Origin of the sequence: Vibrio sp. AH4 (assembly GCF_030710545.1) — a bacterium.
GTDB lineage: Bacteria > Pseudomonadota > Gammaproteobacteria > Enterobacterales > Vibrionaceae > Vibrio > Vibrio metoecus.
In genome coordinates this window covers 2,632,342-2,648,501 of the sequence record NZ_JALAIV010000001.1, presented here as the reverse complement: position 1 = coordinate 2,648,501, position 16,160 = coordinate 2,632,342, and the positions used below count along the sequence as shown (strand labels likewise).

At 49.5% G+C, this 16,160-nt stretch carries 10 protein-coding genes; 6 read left to right on the top strand and 4 right to left on the bottom strand.

The window, feature by feature from the left end; all coding sequences use genetic code 11:
• Positions 1–7 precede the first annotated feature (7 nt).
• The 3 genes from mukF to mukB are packed head-to-tail and all read left to right on the top strand — an operon-like array spanning position 8 to position 6,520.
• Positions 8–1,345 carry a chromosome partition protein MukF gene (gene mukF, locus MKA69_RS12140; RefSeq protein ID WP_002044115.1) on the top strand — a complete coding sequence of 446 codons (1,338 nt, stop codon included), beginning with the start codon at positions 8–10 and terminating at the stop codon, positions 1,343–1,345.
• A complete protein-coding gene (gene mukE / locus MKA69_RS12135; RefSeq protein ID WP_305848135.1) occupies positions 1,326–2,048 on the top strand; it encodes a chromosome partition protein MukE in 723 nt (240 codons plus the stop codon). The genes mukF and mukE overlap by 20 nt, the downstream gene beginning before the upstream one ends.
• A complete protein-coding gene (gene mukB / locus MKA69_RS12130; RefSeq protein ID WP_305848134.1) occupies positions 2,045–6,520 on the top strand; it encodes a chromosome partition protein MukB in 4,476 nt (1,491 codons plus the stop codon). Before mukE ends, mukB begins: the two co-directional genes overlap by 4 nt.
• A 113-nt stretch (positions 6,521–6,633) precedes the next feature.
• Here the strand turns inward: mukB and MKA69_RS12125 are convergent, their stop codons facing one another.
• Positions 6,634–7,803, bottom strand: a complete 1,170-nt coding sequence (locus tag MKA69_RS12125) for an iron-containing alcohol dehydrogenase (protein WP_095456877.1) — start codon at positions 7,801–7,803, stop codon at positions 6,634–6,636.
• Between the two features lie 335 nt (positions 7,804–8,138).
• Entirely contained in the window at positions 8,139–9,050 is a 912-nt protein-coding gene (locus MKA69_RS12120) for an AraC family transcriptional regulator (RefSeq protein ID WP_305848133.1), read from the bottom strand.
• 318 nt (positions 9,051–9,368) lie between these two features.
• Here MKA69_RS12120 and MKA69_RS12115 point away from each other — a divergent pair, with 318 nt between their 5' ends.
• Entirely contained in the window at positions 9,369–9,818 is a 450-nt protein-coding gene (locus MKA69_RS12115; RefSeq protein WP_095458093.1) for a cupin domain-containing protein, read from the top strand.
• A 37-nt stretch (positions 9,819–9,855) separates the two neighbouring features.
• Here the strand turns inward: MKA69_RS12115 and MKA69_RS12110 are convergent, their stop codons facing one another.
• Positions 9,856–10,299 carry an Lrp/AsnC family transcriptional regulator gene (locus tag MKA69_RS12110; protein WP_000373558.1) on the bottom strand — a complete coding sequence of 148 codons (444 nt, stop codon included), beginning with the start codon at positions 10,297–10,299 and terminating at the stop codon, positions 9,856–9,858.
• A 107-nt stretch (positions 10,300–10,406) separates the two neighbouring features.
• Here MKA69_RS12110 and MKA69_RS12105 point away from each other — a divergent pair, with 107 nt between their 5' ends.
• On the top strand, positions 10,407–10,991 hold the full coding sequence (locus tag MKA69_RS12105; protein WP_305848132.1) for a LysE family translocator: 585 nt from the start codon (positions 10,407–10,409) through the stop codon (positions 10,989–10,991).
• A gap of 46 nt (positions 10,992–11,037) precedes the next feature.
• Here the strand turns inward: MKA69_RS12105 and MKA69_RS12100 are convergent, their stop codons facing one another.
• Positions 11,038–13,392: a YgiQ family radical SAM protein gene (locus tag MKA69_RS12100; protein ID WP_305848131.1), complete on the bottom strand. Its 2,355-nt coding sequence runs from the start codon at positions 13,390–13,392 to the stop codon at positions 11,038–11,040.
• 280 nt (positions 13,393–13,672) lie between these two features.
• Here MKA69_RS12100 and MKA69_RS12095 point away from each other — a divergent pair, with 280 nt between their 5' ends.
• On the top strand, positions 13,673–16,135 hold the full coding sequence (locus MKA69_RS12095; RefSeq protein ID WP_305848130.1) for an EAL domain-containing protein: 2,463 nt from the start codon (positions 13,673–13,675) through the stop codon (positions 16,133–16,135).
• The last annotated feature ends 25 nt before the right edge of the window (positions 16,136–16,160 follow it).

The window sequence follows — 16,160 nt, the reverse complement described above, 5'->3', positions numbered from 1 at the left end:
AAACACAATGAGTGAGTTTACTCAGGATACTGTGCAAAAGCCTATCGACGAACTCGTCACTTGGGTAAAACAGTATGACTTCTCATTGAATCTGCCTACTGAGCGGCTGGCATTTTTGCTCGCGATTGCTGTGCTCAGTAATGAAAGATTTGATGAAGAGCTCGGAGAAGGGGAACTTCACGATGCATTCGCGATAGTGACGCGCTTGTTTGCAGAATCGGGAGAAGCCTCAGCCTTTCGGGCTAACAATGCGATTAATGATCTGGTCAAGCAGCGCTTACTCAGTCGCTTTACCAGCGAAATGACGGAAGGTGCCAGCATCTACCGTCTGACTCCTTTAGCGATCGGCATTACCGATTACTATGTTCGTCATCGCGAATTTTCCAAACTCAAACTATCCATCCAACTCTCTATGGTCGCGGATGAGATGGCGAAAGCCGTGGAATCTGCGCAGCAGGGTGGCAGTGTCGCTCATTGGCGCAAAAACGTGTTTGGCGTGCTCAAATATTCGGTGAGTGAAATCTTCGATCGCATCGACCTTAACCAGCGTGTGATGGATGAGCAGCAGCAATCGGTCAAAGAGCAGATTGCGGATCTGCTGAATAAAGATTGGCGCGATGCGATCAACAACTGTGAAGCCTTGCTGTCCGAAACTTCCGCCACACTGCGTGAGCTGCAAGATACCTTGCAAGCGGCAGGCGATGAGTTGCAAACGCAAATCCTCGATATTCAGGAGTGCGTGTATGGCGATCTGGAATTGGACTTCATCGAAGAGACGCTGTTTGCGCTGCAAATGAAGCTCGACCGCATTACGAGTTGGGGTCAGCAGTCGATTGATCTTTGGATCGGTTACGACCGCCACGTCCACAAGTTTATTCGTACCGCGATTGATATGGACCAGAACCGCGCGTTCAGCCAACGTCTGCGTCAGTCAATGAACGACTATTTTGAACAACCTTGGTATCTCACTTTCGCCGATGCAGAACGTCTATCCGATCTGCGTGATGAAACTTTGACCCTGCGTGACGAAGAAGTCACCGGTCATGTGCCGATGGAAGTGGAATACGAAGAGCTGCAACAAGTGAACGATGAACTTGCGCAGCGGATTGGCGACATGCTGAAAGTGCATAAAGAGCAGGGCGCAGCAATTGATTTAGCCCTTGTGCTGCGTGATTACCTAGCCAGCCATCCACGAACCCATCATTTCGATTTAGCCCGAATGGTTGTCGACCAAGCGGTAAGACTGGGTTACTCCGAGTCCGACTACCGCGCTATCCAGCCTGACTGGACGGCGATCAACGATTTTGGCGCAAAGGTACAAGCGAATGTCATCGACCGATATTAATGAATACATGTCAGAGAATCTGGCCAAAGCGATTGCGAACCCGCTATTCCCAGCGCTAGACAGTTTGCTGCGCGCAGGTCGTCATGTTTCCAGTGACGATTTGGATAACCACGCCTTCCTGTCTGATTTTGAACCGGATTTGGCGCTGTTTTATCAACGTTACCACACCGAACTAGTACGCGCGCCGGAAGGCTTTTTCTATCTGCGTCCGCGTTCTACGTCGCTTATCAACCGCAGTGTGCTCTCTGAGCTGGATATGCTGGTGGGTAAAGTCCTCTGTTTCCTCTATTTGAGTCCTGAGCGTTTAGCGCACGAAGGCATTTTCACCAACCAAGAGCTGTACGATGAGCTGTTGACCTTGGTGGAAGAGAAGAAGCTGATGAAGCTGGTGACCAACCGTGCGAGCGGCTCGGATCTGGATCGCGAGAAGCTGTTTGAAAAAGTACGTACCTCGCTGCGCCGTTTACGTCGCCTCGGTATGGTGATCACCATTGGTGATACGGCCAAATTCCGCATTACTGAAGCGGTATTCCGTTTTGGTGCGGATGTACGTTTGGGTGGTGATGTGCGTGAAGCGCAGTTGCGCCTGATCCGTGATGGTGAAGCCGTGGTGCATACCCCAGAACCAAGCCAGCAAAGCCTGTTGGAAAACCCAGCAACCGAGTACGACGAAGAGCAAACCGAGTGGGAAGATGAAGCATGATTGAACGAGGTAAATATCAATCGCTAACCATGATCAACTGGAACGGCTTCTTTGCGCGTACCTTTGACATTGATAATTTAGTGACCACCTTATCCGGTGGTAACGGTGCGGGTAAGTCTACCACTATGGCGGCGTTTATCACCGCTTTGATCCCAGACCAAAGCCTGCTCCATTTCCGTAACACCACCGAAGCGGGGAGCTCGCAAGCGTCACGTGATAAAGGTTTGTACGGTAAGCTGCAAGCGGGGGCGTGTTACGCCGCGTTGGATGTGGTGAACTCACGTAACCAACGTTTACTGTTTGCGGTGAAGCTGCAACAAGTGGCGGGACGCGATAAGAAAGTGGATATCAAACCTTTCTTGATCCAAGGTTTGCCAAGTCATGTTAAGCCGACCGATGTGTTGGTCGAAACCGTGTCGGACAAACATGCGCGTGTTCGTCAAATCAACGAAGTGAAAGATGCGGTGGGTCAAATTGAAGGCGCGCATTTCAAATCTTTCCCGTCGATTGTCGACTACCACGCGCAGATGTTTGAATTTGGCGTGATCCCGAAAAAACTGCGTAACAGCTCTGACCGTTCAAAATTCTACCGTTTGATTGAGGCTTCGCTTTACGGCGGTATTTCCAGTGCAATCACCCGCTCACTGCGTGATTATCTGTTGCCACAAAATGGCGGCGTGAAGAAAGCGTTCCAAGATATGGAATCCGCGCTGCGTGAAAACCGCATGACGCTGGAAGCGATCAAGACCACGCAAGCGGATCGCGATCTGTTCAAACACTTGATCACCGAATCGACCAACTATGTGGCCGCGGACTACATGCGCCACGCCAATGATCGCCGTAACAAAGTGGGACAAACTTTAGTTCTGCGCGGTGAGCTGTTCTCTTCTCGTGAAACCCTGATTGAACAAAACAGCTTGCTGAACCGTGTTCACGAAGAGTTAGAACTGCTGGTTGAGCAAGAGTCGGCGCTGGAGCAAGATTACCAAGGTGCGTCTGACCACCTGCAATTGGTGCAAAACGCGCTGCGTCAGCAGGAAAAAATTGAACGCTATCAAGAAGATCTCGAAGAGCTGAATTTCCGCCTCGAAGAGCAGATGATGGTGGTGGAAGAAGCCAATGAGCGAGTGATGATGGCCGAAGAACGCGCCACCATCAGTGAAGAGGAAGTCGACAGCCTCAAATCGCAATTGGCCGATTATCAGCAAGCCCTCGATGTGCAGCAGACCCGTGCTCTGCAATATCAACAAGCGGTGCAAGCGCTCGATAAAGCGCGTCGCTTACTGGATAAGCCAGAACTCACTGCGGAAAGTGCGCAAGCGTTAGCGACTCAGCTGAAAGCGGAGCAGGAAACGCGCACCAGCGAACTGTTGGCTCTCAAACACAAGCTGGATATGTCTTCGGCCGCGGCGCAGCAGTTCAACCATGCGTTTGAATTGGTGAAACGCGTGCTGGGTGAGGTCGCGCGCAGTGAAGCTGCGAATCAAGCGCAGCAAGTAATTCGCCAAGCGCGTGACGCCCAACATGTGGTGCAAAATGAAGCGCAGTGGCAAGCACAACAACGTGACCTTGAGCGCCAACTTGAGCAGCAACGCAGCGTGCGTGAGCTGGCAACCCAATACCACAAGCAACATATGGTGGCGTTGGATGATGCCGCGACCGTAGAGTTAGAGCGTGAGCGCCACTCTGCACTGTTAGAAGAGCTGGAAACCGAGCAGGAAAACTGCCGTGAACAACGTGGTCAACTGCGCCATCAAGAGCAAGAGCTGCAAACGCAAATCGCCCGTTTTGAGTCGATTGCGCCAGCATGGATCAAAGCTAACGATGCGTTAGAAACGCTACGCGAGCAAAGTGGTGCAGAACTGGCCGATAGCCAATCTGTCATGGCGCACATGCAGCAAGTATTGGAGCTGGAAAAAGCCCAATCCATGGCGAAAGATAAGCTCGCCGAGCGCCGCGCGAAACTCGATAGCGAAATTGAGCGTTTAGCGTCTCCGGGGGGCTCTAACGATCCGCGTCTGAAAGGTCTGGCGGACACGCTCGGCGGTGTACTGCTGTCGGAAATCTATGACGACATCACCATTGATGATGCGCCGTATTTCAGCGCGATGTACGGTCCTGCGCGTCACGCGATTGTGGTATCGGATCTCTCTGGCATCAAAGAAAAACTGGTTGAACTGGATGACTGTCCGGAAGATCTCTACCTCATCGAAGGCGATGTAGATGCGTTTGATGACAGCTCATTCAATGCCGAAGAGCTGGAAGGTGCGGTGTGCGTTCAGCTTAACCAGCGCCAAATGCGCTACTCGCGCTTCCCAGCCATTCCACTGTTTGGCCGCGCGGCGCGTGAGCAGCGTTTAGAGCTGCTGCGAGAAGAGCGTGATGACGTGGTTGAGCAACACGCCAAAGCTTCGTTCGATTCGCAAAAGCTGCAACGTCTGTACACCAGCTTCAACCAGTTTGTGGCGATGCATTTGCAAGTGGCGTTTGATGCCGACCCTGAACAAGCCTTAGCGAATGCGCGCGATAAGCGTAATCAACTGCTGCGCTCCATCAGCGAATTTGAAGCGCAAGAGCAGCAACTGCGTAGCCAGTTGCAAGCGAGCAAACAAGCCTTAGCTGCGCTAGACAAACTCGCACCGCAAATGGGTCTACTTGACGAAGAGTCACTAGAAGCGCGTTACCACGAGCTTGAAGAGAAACTGCAACAGCTGAGTGAGGCAAAAGCCTTTATCGCTGCACATGGCCGCACCATCAGCGAGCTGGAAAAAGTGGCGGCGGTACTCGATGCCGACCCAGAGCAGTTTGATGTGTTGGAGCAGCAATACCAGCAAGCTGACCAAGCACTGCAGCAGCTCAAAGCGCAAATTTTTGCGCTGTCGGATCTGCTTGAGCGTCGTCACCACTTCGCCTATTCCGACTCGGTGGATCTGCTTAACCAAAGCAGTGAACTGAGTGAACAGCTCAAAGCGAAATTGGTGCAGGCGGAAAGTGAACGTACCCGCAGCCGTGAAGAGCTGAAACAGGCGCAAGCTCAGCTCAGTCAATACAATCAGCTGTTGGCATCACTGAAAAGTTCGCACCAAGCTAAGCTGGAAACGGTACAAGAGTTTAAACAAGAGCTGCAAGAGTTTGGCGTGCATGCTGACGAAGGCGCGATTGAGCGTGCTCAGCGTCGTCGCGATGAGCTGCAAGAACGTCTACACACCTCACGCAGCCGTAAGAGTGAATACGAACGTACCATCACATCTACTGAGCTGGAAATGAAAGCGCTGGTGAAGCGCATGAAGAAAGTCGAGAAAGATTATCAAGACCTGCGCACTTTTGTGGTCAACGCGAAAGCGGGTTGGTGCTCAGTCTTGCGTCTTGCGCGCCAAAATGATGTTGAACGTCGTCTGCACAAGCGTGAGCTGGCTTACCTATCTGCAGATGAACTGCGTTCAATGTCGGATAAATCCTTGGGTGCGCTGCGTCTCGCGGTCGCCAACAATGAAGATCTGCGTGATGCATTGCGTCAGTCGGAAGATAACTCGCGCCCTGAACGTAAAGTGCTGTTCTACATTGCGGTGTATCAGCATCTGCGTGAGCGCATTCGTCAAGACATCATTCGCACCGACGATCCGGTCGAAGCGATTGAAGAGATGGAAGTGGAACTGGCTCGTTTGACCGAAGAGTTGACTCAACGTGAACAGCGTTTGGCGATCAGTTCAGATTCGGTAGCCAGCATCATTCGCAAAACAATTCAACGTGAACAAAACCGTATCCGTATGCTCAACCAAGGACTGTCGAACATCTCCTTTGGTCAGGTGAATGGCGTGCGCCTGAATGTGAAAGTGCGTGAGAGTCATGAAATCCTGCTGGCAGGATTGTCTGAGCAGCAAGCGCAGCACAAAGATCTGTTTGAAAGTGCGCGTTACACCTTCTCTGAAGCGATGGCCAAGCTGTTCCAACGCGTGAACCCACACATCGATATGGGTCAACGCTCACCGCAAGTGCTGGGTGAAGAGCTGCTGGATTACCGTAACTACCTAGAGCTGAGTGTTGAAGTCAACCGTGGTTCGGATGGTTGGCTGCAAGCGGAATCGGGCGCATTGTCGACCGGTGAAGCGATCGGTACCGGTCAGTCAATCCTGCTGATGGTGGTGCAAAGCTGGGAAGAAGAGTCGCGTCGTCTGCGCAGTAAAGATATTGTGCCGTGTCGCCTGTTGTTCCTCGATGAAGCTGCGCGTCTGGATGCCAAATCCATCGCCACCTTGTTTGAGCTGTGTGAGCGTCTGGATATGCAGTTACTGATTGCTGCGCCAGAGAACATCAGCCCAGAGAAGGGCACCACTTACAAACTGGTACGTAAAGTGTTTAAAGATCACGAGCACGTGCATGTTGTGGGGCTACGCGGTTTTGCGCAAACTGAAAAGCCAAAAACGGCGGAGCAGAAATTCGCTGAAGAACTGGCCGGTGAGTTGACGGAATAGCTGATGCTCATCAGTGCTTAAAATGAAAACGCCTTCCATTTGGAAGGCGTTTTTTTGTAAGGGCTCCACTCTAGGCAGTGGAAAACGAGTGTCGCCCTTGAGTCGGTGCCAGATTAATAACAGGCTTCGAGGATGTTGAGCACTTCTTCTTTGGTTAGTGTTTTATAACCGTTACCAAAGATAATCGTCGATTGTGCAATCTCAGGCAGCATGGCTTTGGTTGCACCCAGTTCAGCCAATGAGGTGACAATGCCACATTCCTGCGTGAAGTGCTCTAGCGCATCCAGCCCGGCTTGAGCGATTTGCTCTGGGCTTTTCCCTTCTGGTGAAATGCCCCAAACCTGAGTGGCAAAACGCACGAATTTGTCCAATCCATAGGGGTAAATTAAGCGATAGTAAGGCAACGAAATCGCCGCTAACCCCATACCGTGTGCGCAATCTGTATAGGCACCGAGCTGATGCTCAATCATATGTACTTGCCAGTCCTGACTCTTGGAAAGCCCTGTGACGGTGTTGAGTGCTAACGTTGCATTCCACATCAGATTACTTCTTGCTTCATAATCTTGCGGGTTCTGTAGCGCTAACCGTAAGTTATCGATCGATGATTTCAAAAGGCTTTCAATCACATAATCAGTGGTGTTGGCACCTTGATCGGAGAAGTATTGCTCCATCAGGTGCGACATGGTATCGAACACACCGGAGACCATTTGATATTGAGGTACGGTGAAGGTGTATTCTGGATTTAGAATCGAAAACTTTGGAAACACGTTGGCAGGAAATACGCGTCCTGCTTTGTACTTCATCGCTTCATGAGTGATTACCGAGCCACCATTCATTTCTGAACCTGTTCCGACCATCGTCAGAATCGAGGCTACAGGAACGATCTCATGATCCACATCTTGAAACTCTACCCAGTATTTTTGGAATGGATCTTGGCTTTCACAATAAGCTGAGACGGAAATGCCTTTTGCACAGTCAATGACCGAGCCACCACCGACAGCTAAAATCAGGGACACCTTATGTTCACGAACTTTGGCAACACCTTCCATCATTTTGGCGTAAGTTGGGTTCGGCATTACGCCGGATAATTCCACCACGTTTTTCCCCGCAGCGCTGAGCATGGCGAGCACTTGGTCATAAAGACCATTGGTTTTTATCGCATTGCGACCATACACCAGCATGACGGTTTCGCCATAGTGAGGGAGTTCATCTTGCAGTTTTTCAAGTGCGGTGCGACCAAAATGAATTTTGGTTGGGTTGTAGTAGGAAAAATCGAGTTGCATGGTTACTTCCTTCTCTAAGGTCGATGAGTTAAGCCTGCGGTTTGCCATTTTCAAACTGAGTTTGGGCAAGCATGGCTCTATTTGTGGTTCATCTTACGCAGTGAAGGGGAGTGACTGAATATCCAATTCTCTTTGATTCTTGCCTATTTTTCCCAATGGGTGATGTGGTCTTATAGCGCCATTTATTTCCATGTGGATATTTTGGTTTTAATTTATTGTTTTATTTGTTTTTTATTAATTTTTCTCCATTTGGTTGGGTAATTGGATTGCTTAATCTTCCATATTAAAGCGGCTTGGGTTGATGAGCATATTCACCATGCTTCTTGTACTCGAATTCAGAGCAGGTTCGCGGTACGCAGTGTTTTGATGTCTTTGACTGGCGGGGCGCCAAAGAGCCTGCTGTACTCTCGGCTAAACTGTGACGGACTTTCGTAGCCAACCTTAAAGGTGGCGGTCATGGCATCGATATTTTCAGCGAGCATTAAACGGCGAGCTTCACTTAGGCGGAGCTTCTTTTGAAATTGCAGCGGTGTCATCGCCGTCATTGCGCGAAAGTGGGTGTAAAACGCGGATTTACTCATCCCACTTGAGTTGGCGAGCTGACTGACATTCAAAGGTTTGACGAAATTGTGCTTGAGCCAATCAATGGCTTTGGAAATTTGATGGCTATGGCTACCGGGGGCAACAATCTGACTCAGCCGAGCACCTTGCTCGGTCTGCAATAGCCGATAGAAAATCTCGCGCTTGATGAGAGGCGCAAGAATGTTGATGTTGGCGGGTTCATCAAGTAAGGCGACTAGGCGGGTAAAGGCATCCAAGATTGGAAGGGATAGCTGACCCACGGCGAGGCTTTGTGAAGGCGTATTATTGGACTCAAACGTAAATTGGCTATCCACAATCAACTGAGAGATTTCCTGCATATCTAATTCAAGAATGATCCCCAAGTAGGGTTTCTCTTCACTGGCCTCCATGATGTTGGCAATTACGGGTAGATCGACCGAGGAAATCAAAAAATGGTTGGCATCATATACAAAGCACTCTTCACCAAGAAAAACGCGTTTTTTTCCTTGAGCAATCAGGCAAAGACTGGATTTATGCGTGTAGCTGACAGGTTGGGTTTCACTTGTCCATCGGCTGAGCCGCAGACCGCTGATCGCGGTTTCCATTTGGTTATTCTGACCTGTCCATTGCTTAATCTGAGAGGCGAGTAGATGGGTGGCGGCTGAGGTGTCAGGAAAAGATTGCATATAGGCTCTATGGTATTGAGGTGCGAAAACTAGGGTAGTTATAGCATCTCTCGTATGAATGTGAAGAGGATTAGATAAGCAGCAGATGACACAAAATGAGTAGGTGTTTTGTGTTTCTTGTTTGCATCTTGCTGTTTATTAATGAGTATTTGCTTATTTTGTGTCTTTTTCAGTGAGATTGGTAGGAGACGGTAAATTCCATTTTGGATTTTTAGGCAATCATTCGCGAGAAATAGGTTAGCGCAGTGAGCGGTTGAAGGCATAGCTTATGGAGGTGATTTGACCAAATCTTAATTTCATCTCAGAGGTATTTTCATCATGAGTCATCATCCTGCCGATCGTCGATCCGAAGTGTTGTCTTCACAACAAGAGTTGTATTCCGTGAGCCCTTTTCCATTGGGTGAGATAAACCAAGCCTACGCCAATTACTTTACGGGCATCAGTTACTTATCGTTGCTAAACCAGACTGATTTGCCGATTTTTAATGTAACCTTCGAGCCGGGATGTCGCAATTTTTGGCACATTCATCATCAAGGCGGGCAAGTGTTGCTGGTGACGGCTGGGCGAGGTTGGTACCAAGAGGAGGGCTGCCCCGCGCAGGAATTGCACCCTGGAGATACCGTTTATATCGCCCCAGGCACAAAGCACTGGCATGGTGCAGCGCGAGATAGCTGGTTTTCACACATTGCGGTGGCGATCCCTGCGCAAGGGGCGAGTAACGAATGGCTAGAGAGTGTCTCTGAGCAAGAGTATCAATTGCTTCCTTAAACAGGGATGAGAGCGGATTTGTGCGTGATCAGCCCGGTTACTGCCGCTCATCTTTGGGCGAATCCATCACCACCATGGTGGTAATGGATTTGACTACCGCACATTCGCCAAGCACATCGGCATGGAAGCGTTTGTAAGCCACCAGATCTTTGGTTTCCACACGCAGCAAATATTCGTTCATGCCGGTGATGTTGTGGCATTCCACGACTTCTTTAGCAAAGCGGACATGCTGCTCAAAACTGAGCTGTGATTGCTTGGTATGGCTGTTTAAGCCAATCGCTACATACGCGATAAAACCAACCTCAAGCTGCGTCTTATCCAATACCGCGCGATAGCCTTTGATGATTTTCTTGCGCTCTAAATCTTGTACGCGACGCAGGGTAGCAGAGGGCGATAACCCCACGCGCTCGGCCAATTCTACATTCGAGACTCGGCCATCAAGTTGCAGCTCGTGCAATATTCTTTCGTCAAACCTATCCATTGTTCTCTTTTGTTGTGCACTCAGTGTTTTGTTCGCTCATATAAACACAAAATTGCGCCAGGTAGCGATTAATATTTTTGCATCTGACATTAATCGAGAACATTGTTATGGATTACACCTTATTCGGGCCGCTGTTGGCGTTTGCTTTTGTGTCTACTTTTTCGCCGGGTCCTAACAACATCATGCTAATGACCTCAGGAGCCAATGTCGGTTTTCTGCGCACTATCCCGCACATGTTGGGGATTACGCTTGGTTTTAGCATCATGGTGCTTCTGGTCGGTGTTGGCTTGACGGAACTGTTTCAGCGTTATCCGATCCTTCAACAAGGGTTACAAATTCTCTGCACTTTGTACTTAGTGTATCTGGCGGTCAAAATTGCTCTGAGTCGACCATCCAAAGACGGGCAAGAGTATCAGCCAATGTCTTTTGTGGCGGCGGCGTTGTTTCAGTGGGTGAACCCGAAAGGTTGGTCAATGGCGCTGACGGCGGTGAGTGTATTTAACCCGAATGCGAGTTGGCTACAGCTCGGTTTGATTGCGTTGGTGTTTGCGTTAGTGAATTTACCTTCAGTCAGTGTGTGGACTGCCGCAGGAAAGCAACTGAGCTACTGGATGAATCATCCCAATTATGTGCGTTGGTTTAATGGGGCGATGGGAGGATTGTTACTGCTTTCGGTGGTACCTATGCTCTGAGGAGAAACATTCAGCCTCCCAAATGGGAGGCTGAAAGAGGTAATACTTAACGTGCGCGTTGCGGCTGACGTTGAGTATTACCACGGCTGGCAGGACGCCCAGAGCCTTGTGGTTTACCGCCTGTCGCTGAACCGCGTTGACCTTGTTGGCCTCGGTTTTGCTCACCACGAGCAGATTGGTTGCCCGCAGGCTTACTGCCTGTCGGTTTACCACCGGTTGGTTTGCCCTGATTCGATTTATTGCCGCTGTTCGGACGACCTTGCCCGCCAGATTTGTTACCACGCAGCGCATCAAAGCCCGGTTGGCTATGCGTATGCTTGGTCGCAAAACGATTCGCGCCATGACGACCTGATTTGCGGCTTTGTGCTGGGGTAACTAGGTCTGAATCTTTTTCTGGGATCAGACACTCAGGGCGGTCACCAATCAGATGACGTTTACCCATCGCAATCAGCGCTTCGCGAATCATTGGCCAGTTGGCAGGATCATGGTAGCGCAGCAGAGCTTTATGCAAGCGACGTTGCGCTTCACCTTTCGCCACTGGCACCTTCTCCGGTTTCTTGTATTTCACGCGTTTCAGTGGGTTCACTTCTGCGTGATACATCGCGGTTGCGTTACACATTGGCGATGGGTAGAAGTTCTGTACTTGGTCACAACGGTAGTTGTTGGATTTCAGCCACAGTGCGAGGTTGACCATGTCTTCATCTTCAGTCCCTGGGTGAGCAGCGATGAAGTAAGGGATCAGATACTGTTTTTTGCCCGCTTCAGCGCTGTATTTTTCAAACAGCTCTTTAAAGCGATCATACGTACCCATACCCGGTTTCATCATCATGCTCAGTGGGCCTTTTTCCGTATGCTCAGGAGCAATCTTCAAATAGCCGCCGACGTGGTGAGTCACCAGTTCACGCACGTACTCAGGCGATTCAATCGCCAAGTCGTAACGTACGCCAGAAGCGATGACCACTTTCTTAATGCCATCCACATCACGTGCTGCACGATACAGATCGATGGTGTGTTTATGGTCGGTATTCAGCTTATGACAGATGCCCGGGAACACACAGCTTGGCCGACGACAGTTCGCTTCTGCTTTTGGATCTGAACAGCCGAGGCGGTACATGTTCGCGGTTGGGCCACCCAAATCGGAAATCACACCGGTGAAGCCCGGCACTTTGTCACGGATTTCTTTCAGTTCATTGATGATCGACTCTTGCGAACGGTTCTGGATGATGCGTCCTTCGTGCTCGGTGATAGAGCAGAATGAACAGCCACCAAAGCAGCCGCGCATGATGTTGACCGAGGTTTTGATCATGTCGTACGCCGGAATTTTCGCATCGCCATATTTAGGGTGCGGGATACGGGCGTAGTACAGGCCAAACACGAAATCCATCTCTTCTGTGGTGAGTGGAATCGGTGCTTGGTTAACCCACAGTTCACGGTCGCCATGACGCTGAACCAGCGCACGACCCGAATAAGGGTTGGTTTCTAAGTGCAATACGCGGCTGGCGTGCGCATACAAAATACGGTCATTCACCAACTTTTCAAACGAGGGCAGACGCACCGCAGTGGTTTTCGCATCGTGACGTGATGGACGAATGGTGATGGGTTTGGCTTCTTCTTTTTCATCACCTTTGGTCGCGCACTGGGTTTCCACTTCATACGGATTGCTGGGCACAAAGGGTTTGTTTGGCTGATCAATTCGGGTTGAATCGATCACTTTAAAGTGCTCAGGAACCTGCGCCAGATTTACTGCCGTACCACGTACATCAATCATCTTATTGATCGATTCGCCATTGGCTAAGCGGTGAGCCACTTCAACCAGCGCACGCTCTGCGTTACCGAATAGCAAAATATCGGCTTTGGCATCCAGCAGAATTGAGCGGCGAACTTTGTCTGACCAGTAATCGTAATGTGCGACACGACGTAGGCTGGCTTCAATACCGCCAAGCACAATCGGCACATCTTTATAGGCTTCACGACAACGTTGTGAGTAAACCAATGAACAACGATCCGGACGCATACCGCCTTTGTTATTTGGGGTGTACGCATCGTCGTGACGAATTTTTTTATCCGCCGTGTAGCGGTTGATCATTGAGTCCATGTTACCGGCGGTCACACCGAAAAACAGGTTGGGTTTGCCAAGCGCCATGAAGGCATCTTTGGTTTGCCATTCCGGTTGCGCAATGATGCCGACACGGAAGCCTTGGGCTTCTAATAGACGGCCGATGATCGCCATACCAAAGCTTGGGTGATCAACATAAGCGTCACCGGTCACAATAATAACGTCACAGCTATCCCAGCCTAATTGATCCATTTCTTCACGACTGGTCGGTAAAAATGGTGCTGTGCCGAAACACTCGGCCCAGTATTTTTTGTAGTGGTGGATAGGGGTTACTTCGCTGTGCATATTTTGGCCTCAAGATTAAGAGGGCGGCATTATAGCGGCTTGCAAGGCCAGTATCTACCGTAACATCGCCCCGAAATTGTTGGGGGTTTATTTCAGCAACAGGTACGAGCTCTCACGAAACCTGCTCATTAAGCAAGAGAAAACTGGCAGCTTAGCGCCAGACAACTAATACTTTAGTTAGAGTGCAGGCCGTATTATGCGTTAGAGTTCATGGTATGTCAGTGAAGGCTGCTTTAAGGTGAGCATAGGATAAACTTACGTCATCAGTTAGGGATACAGGATGAATGTGAACTTATTAACCGCACAAACACAGATTTCCGGTTCACAACCTCGTTATATTCCAGTGGATTGGTGCTATCAGGTGGCCAGTCAACGCATGGATTATGATGTGGTGATGTGGCAATCATTGGTGGGGGATAATCACCCTATCGATAAGCCAGCGGATTTTCTTGAGTATTTACCACTCACTCAGCGTGAGCACGCTGCTTGTTTCTTGGCGGATGCGAATACTGAGCCCCAGAGCGTAAACAGCCTGTTGGTGAGTGGCGAAAAACTGGTGGCGTTGGTGGCATTCACGGTTGAAGAAGTCAGTAGTCAGATCATCAGTGGCAGCATTACCCCACTGCTGATTTTCCATTCTGGTATGGAATCCGCTTTCGCATTTGATGCTTTGTTTGATAATTGCCACCACGGTGTGGTGATTACGGATGAGCAAACCCGAATATTGGCTTGTAACCGCTATTTTGAAGAGCAGACGGGCTACCAACAAAGTGACTTATTGGGTTTAAAAACCAGCGTGTTTAATTCAGGTAAGCATTCGCAACATTTTTATCTCGATATGTGGCATCAACTGCGTGAGCAAGGTTGGTGGAACGGTACGATTTTATCTCAGCGCGCTTCGGGTGAAGTATGGCCACAAGATCTTCTGGTTAAACGCTTGAGTCCACAGAAAGATCAAACATTTTATATCGGCTTTACCACCGATCTTGCGCAGCATCTGGATCGAGTGATTGATAAACAAGCCGGTGATATTGAGCTTTTGACTCAATTGCCTACCTTAACTAAGTTTGTCGAGTTGTTAAAACAGCGTGCTCTGCCTTCGGCAACCGCCACCACTTTCGTGTTAGCCATACAACCCCAATTCAGTAGCGACAAATATTATGCGGAAATCCGTCGGCTAGCGGGTAGTTTGGCGAAAAATGAGCAGGTTCAGCTATGTGGCTATCATGGCGAAGGGATTTTTCTGTGTCTTTTAGAATCGCAGAACGAGGGCGGTCATCCGGCGTTAAATGGTTTGCATCGCACCTTGCGGCAGTTTTTTGCTGAGTTGTATCAGCGTGGTGGTCAGGTTGTGCATCAAGCCATGACCAAAGGGCGGCTTGGAGTATCCGTTTTGGGGATGGATACGGATAAAGTGGAGCGCTTAATTTCTCATGCCGTGCAAGCCATGTTAGAGCATCACGCAGGGGAGAGCCGGCATATTAATTTTTATGACCGCGCGATCCATCAACAAATCGAGCGGCGGAAATCGTTGGAAAAGTGGGTTCAAAAATGGATAGAAAACGAAGATGTTGATGTTTTCTACCAGCCGATTATTGATAGCCAAACATGGTCAATTGTGAAGTTTGAGGCGCTCTGCCGCTTTCAGGCTCCAGAGATTTTGCATGCCTCAACCCAAGAGTTGATCTCGATAGCGGAAGACTTGAACCTGATCGACCAACTGGATTGCTTAGTCGGTCGTAAGGCATTAAATGATCTACCGAAAATTCAAACTTTATTTGGTCATCATGTTGGGATCACCGTTAACCGCTCACTGAACAGCCATTTGGGGCCGGAACAAATACTGCGCAATGCCGCTAACCTCATTGCGACCCAACCCTGCCACGCAAAAAGTATTACTGTTGAATTAACGGAAAGTGCTTATTTTGACTTTCATACCCATGGCAACCAAGTCATCGAAAACTTAAGGGCAATGGGGGTGACCATTGCGATTGATGATTTTGGAAAGGGTTTTTCATCGTTCACTTACTTGACGGAATGTCAGTTTGATTTCTTAAAGATAGATCGTGAATTTGTGTCAGGGATTGAAATTGGTTCACGCCGTTATGCGATAGTCAAAATGATGACTGACTTAGCGCATACGCTTGGGGTAAAGGTGGTGGCGGAAGGCGTTGAAACCGAATATGAGGTGCATGTTCTCAAATCACTAGGGGTGGATTTACTGCAAGGATTTTTCTTTACCGAGCCGTTGCCACTGCATAACCTCATTCATGCGATGGAGTACCGCAAACACTTTAAGCTGGCAACTCGTGAAGAAGAAAAACAGCACCAAGAACCGACATCATTGCAAAGTTTGGCGATGTTCACTCAATATCGACTCGACCCCGGTGATCCTCTTTCGCTTGCGGTAGAGTATTTTAAGGCAACTCAATCCGATGTGCTGCCGGTAGTGACCGCTGGCGAGTGTGTTGGCTTAGTCGATAGGGCATCATTGAATTTACACCTGACCCCCACGATGGGTACGGAGTTGGAAACCGCGCGCGAGGCCGCCATGTGGCGCAAGCCGGTGAACCAATTTATGCAAACACAATTTACTACGTTGTCGGCGGAGTATGATGTGGCACAAATTCCGTTTTTAGTGCGCCGATATCCTAGCTCTCCTTGGGTGCTCGTGTCTGGTAAAGCCTACAAAGGGATTATTACGGCACACCGCCTGTTAGACTATTTAGCGAGTTTACATTAGCAATAAAGCCCGAAAAACGGGCTTT

Coding starts and splice junctions, on each gene's coding strand:
- mukF (WP_002044115.1), top strand. CDS start 8: ATGAGTGAGTTTACTCAGGATACTGTGCAAAAGCCTATCGACGAACTC.
- mukE (WP_305848135.1), top strand. CDS start 1,326: ATGTCATCGACCGATATTAATGAATACATGTCAGAGAATCTGGCCAAA.
- mukB (WP_305848134.1), top strand. CDS start 2,045: ATGATTGAACGAGGTAAATATCAATCGCTAACCATGATCAACTGGAAC.
- MKA69_RS12125 (WP_095456877.1), bottom strand. CDS start 7,803: ATGCAACTCGATTTTTCCTACTACAACCCAACCAAAATTCATTTTGGT.
- MKA69_RS12120 (WP_305848133.1), bottom strand. CDS start 9,050: ATGCAATCTTTTCCTGACACCTCAGCCGCCACCCATCTACTCGCCTCT.
- MKA69_RS12115 (WP_095458093.1), top strand. CDS start 9,369: ATGAGTCATCATCCTGCCGATCGTCGATCCGAAGTGTTGTCTTCACAA.
- MKA69_RS12110 (WP_000373558.1), bottom strand. CDS start 10,299: ATGGATAGGTTTGACGAAAGAATATTGCACGAGCTGCAACTTGATGGC.
- MKA69_RS12105 (WP_305848132.1), top strand. CDS start 10,407: ATGGATTACACCTTATTCGGGCCGCTGTTGGCGTTTGCTTTTGTGTCT.
- MKA69_RS12100 (WP_305848131.1), bottom strand. CDS start 13,392: ATGCACAGCGAAGTAACCCCTATCCACCACTACAAAAAATACTGGGCC.
- MKA69_RS12095 (WP_305848130.1), top strand. CDS start 13,673: ATGAATGTGAACTTATTAACCGCACAAACACAGATTTCCGGTTCACAA.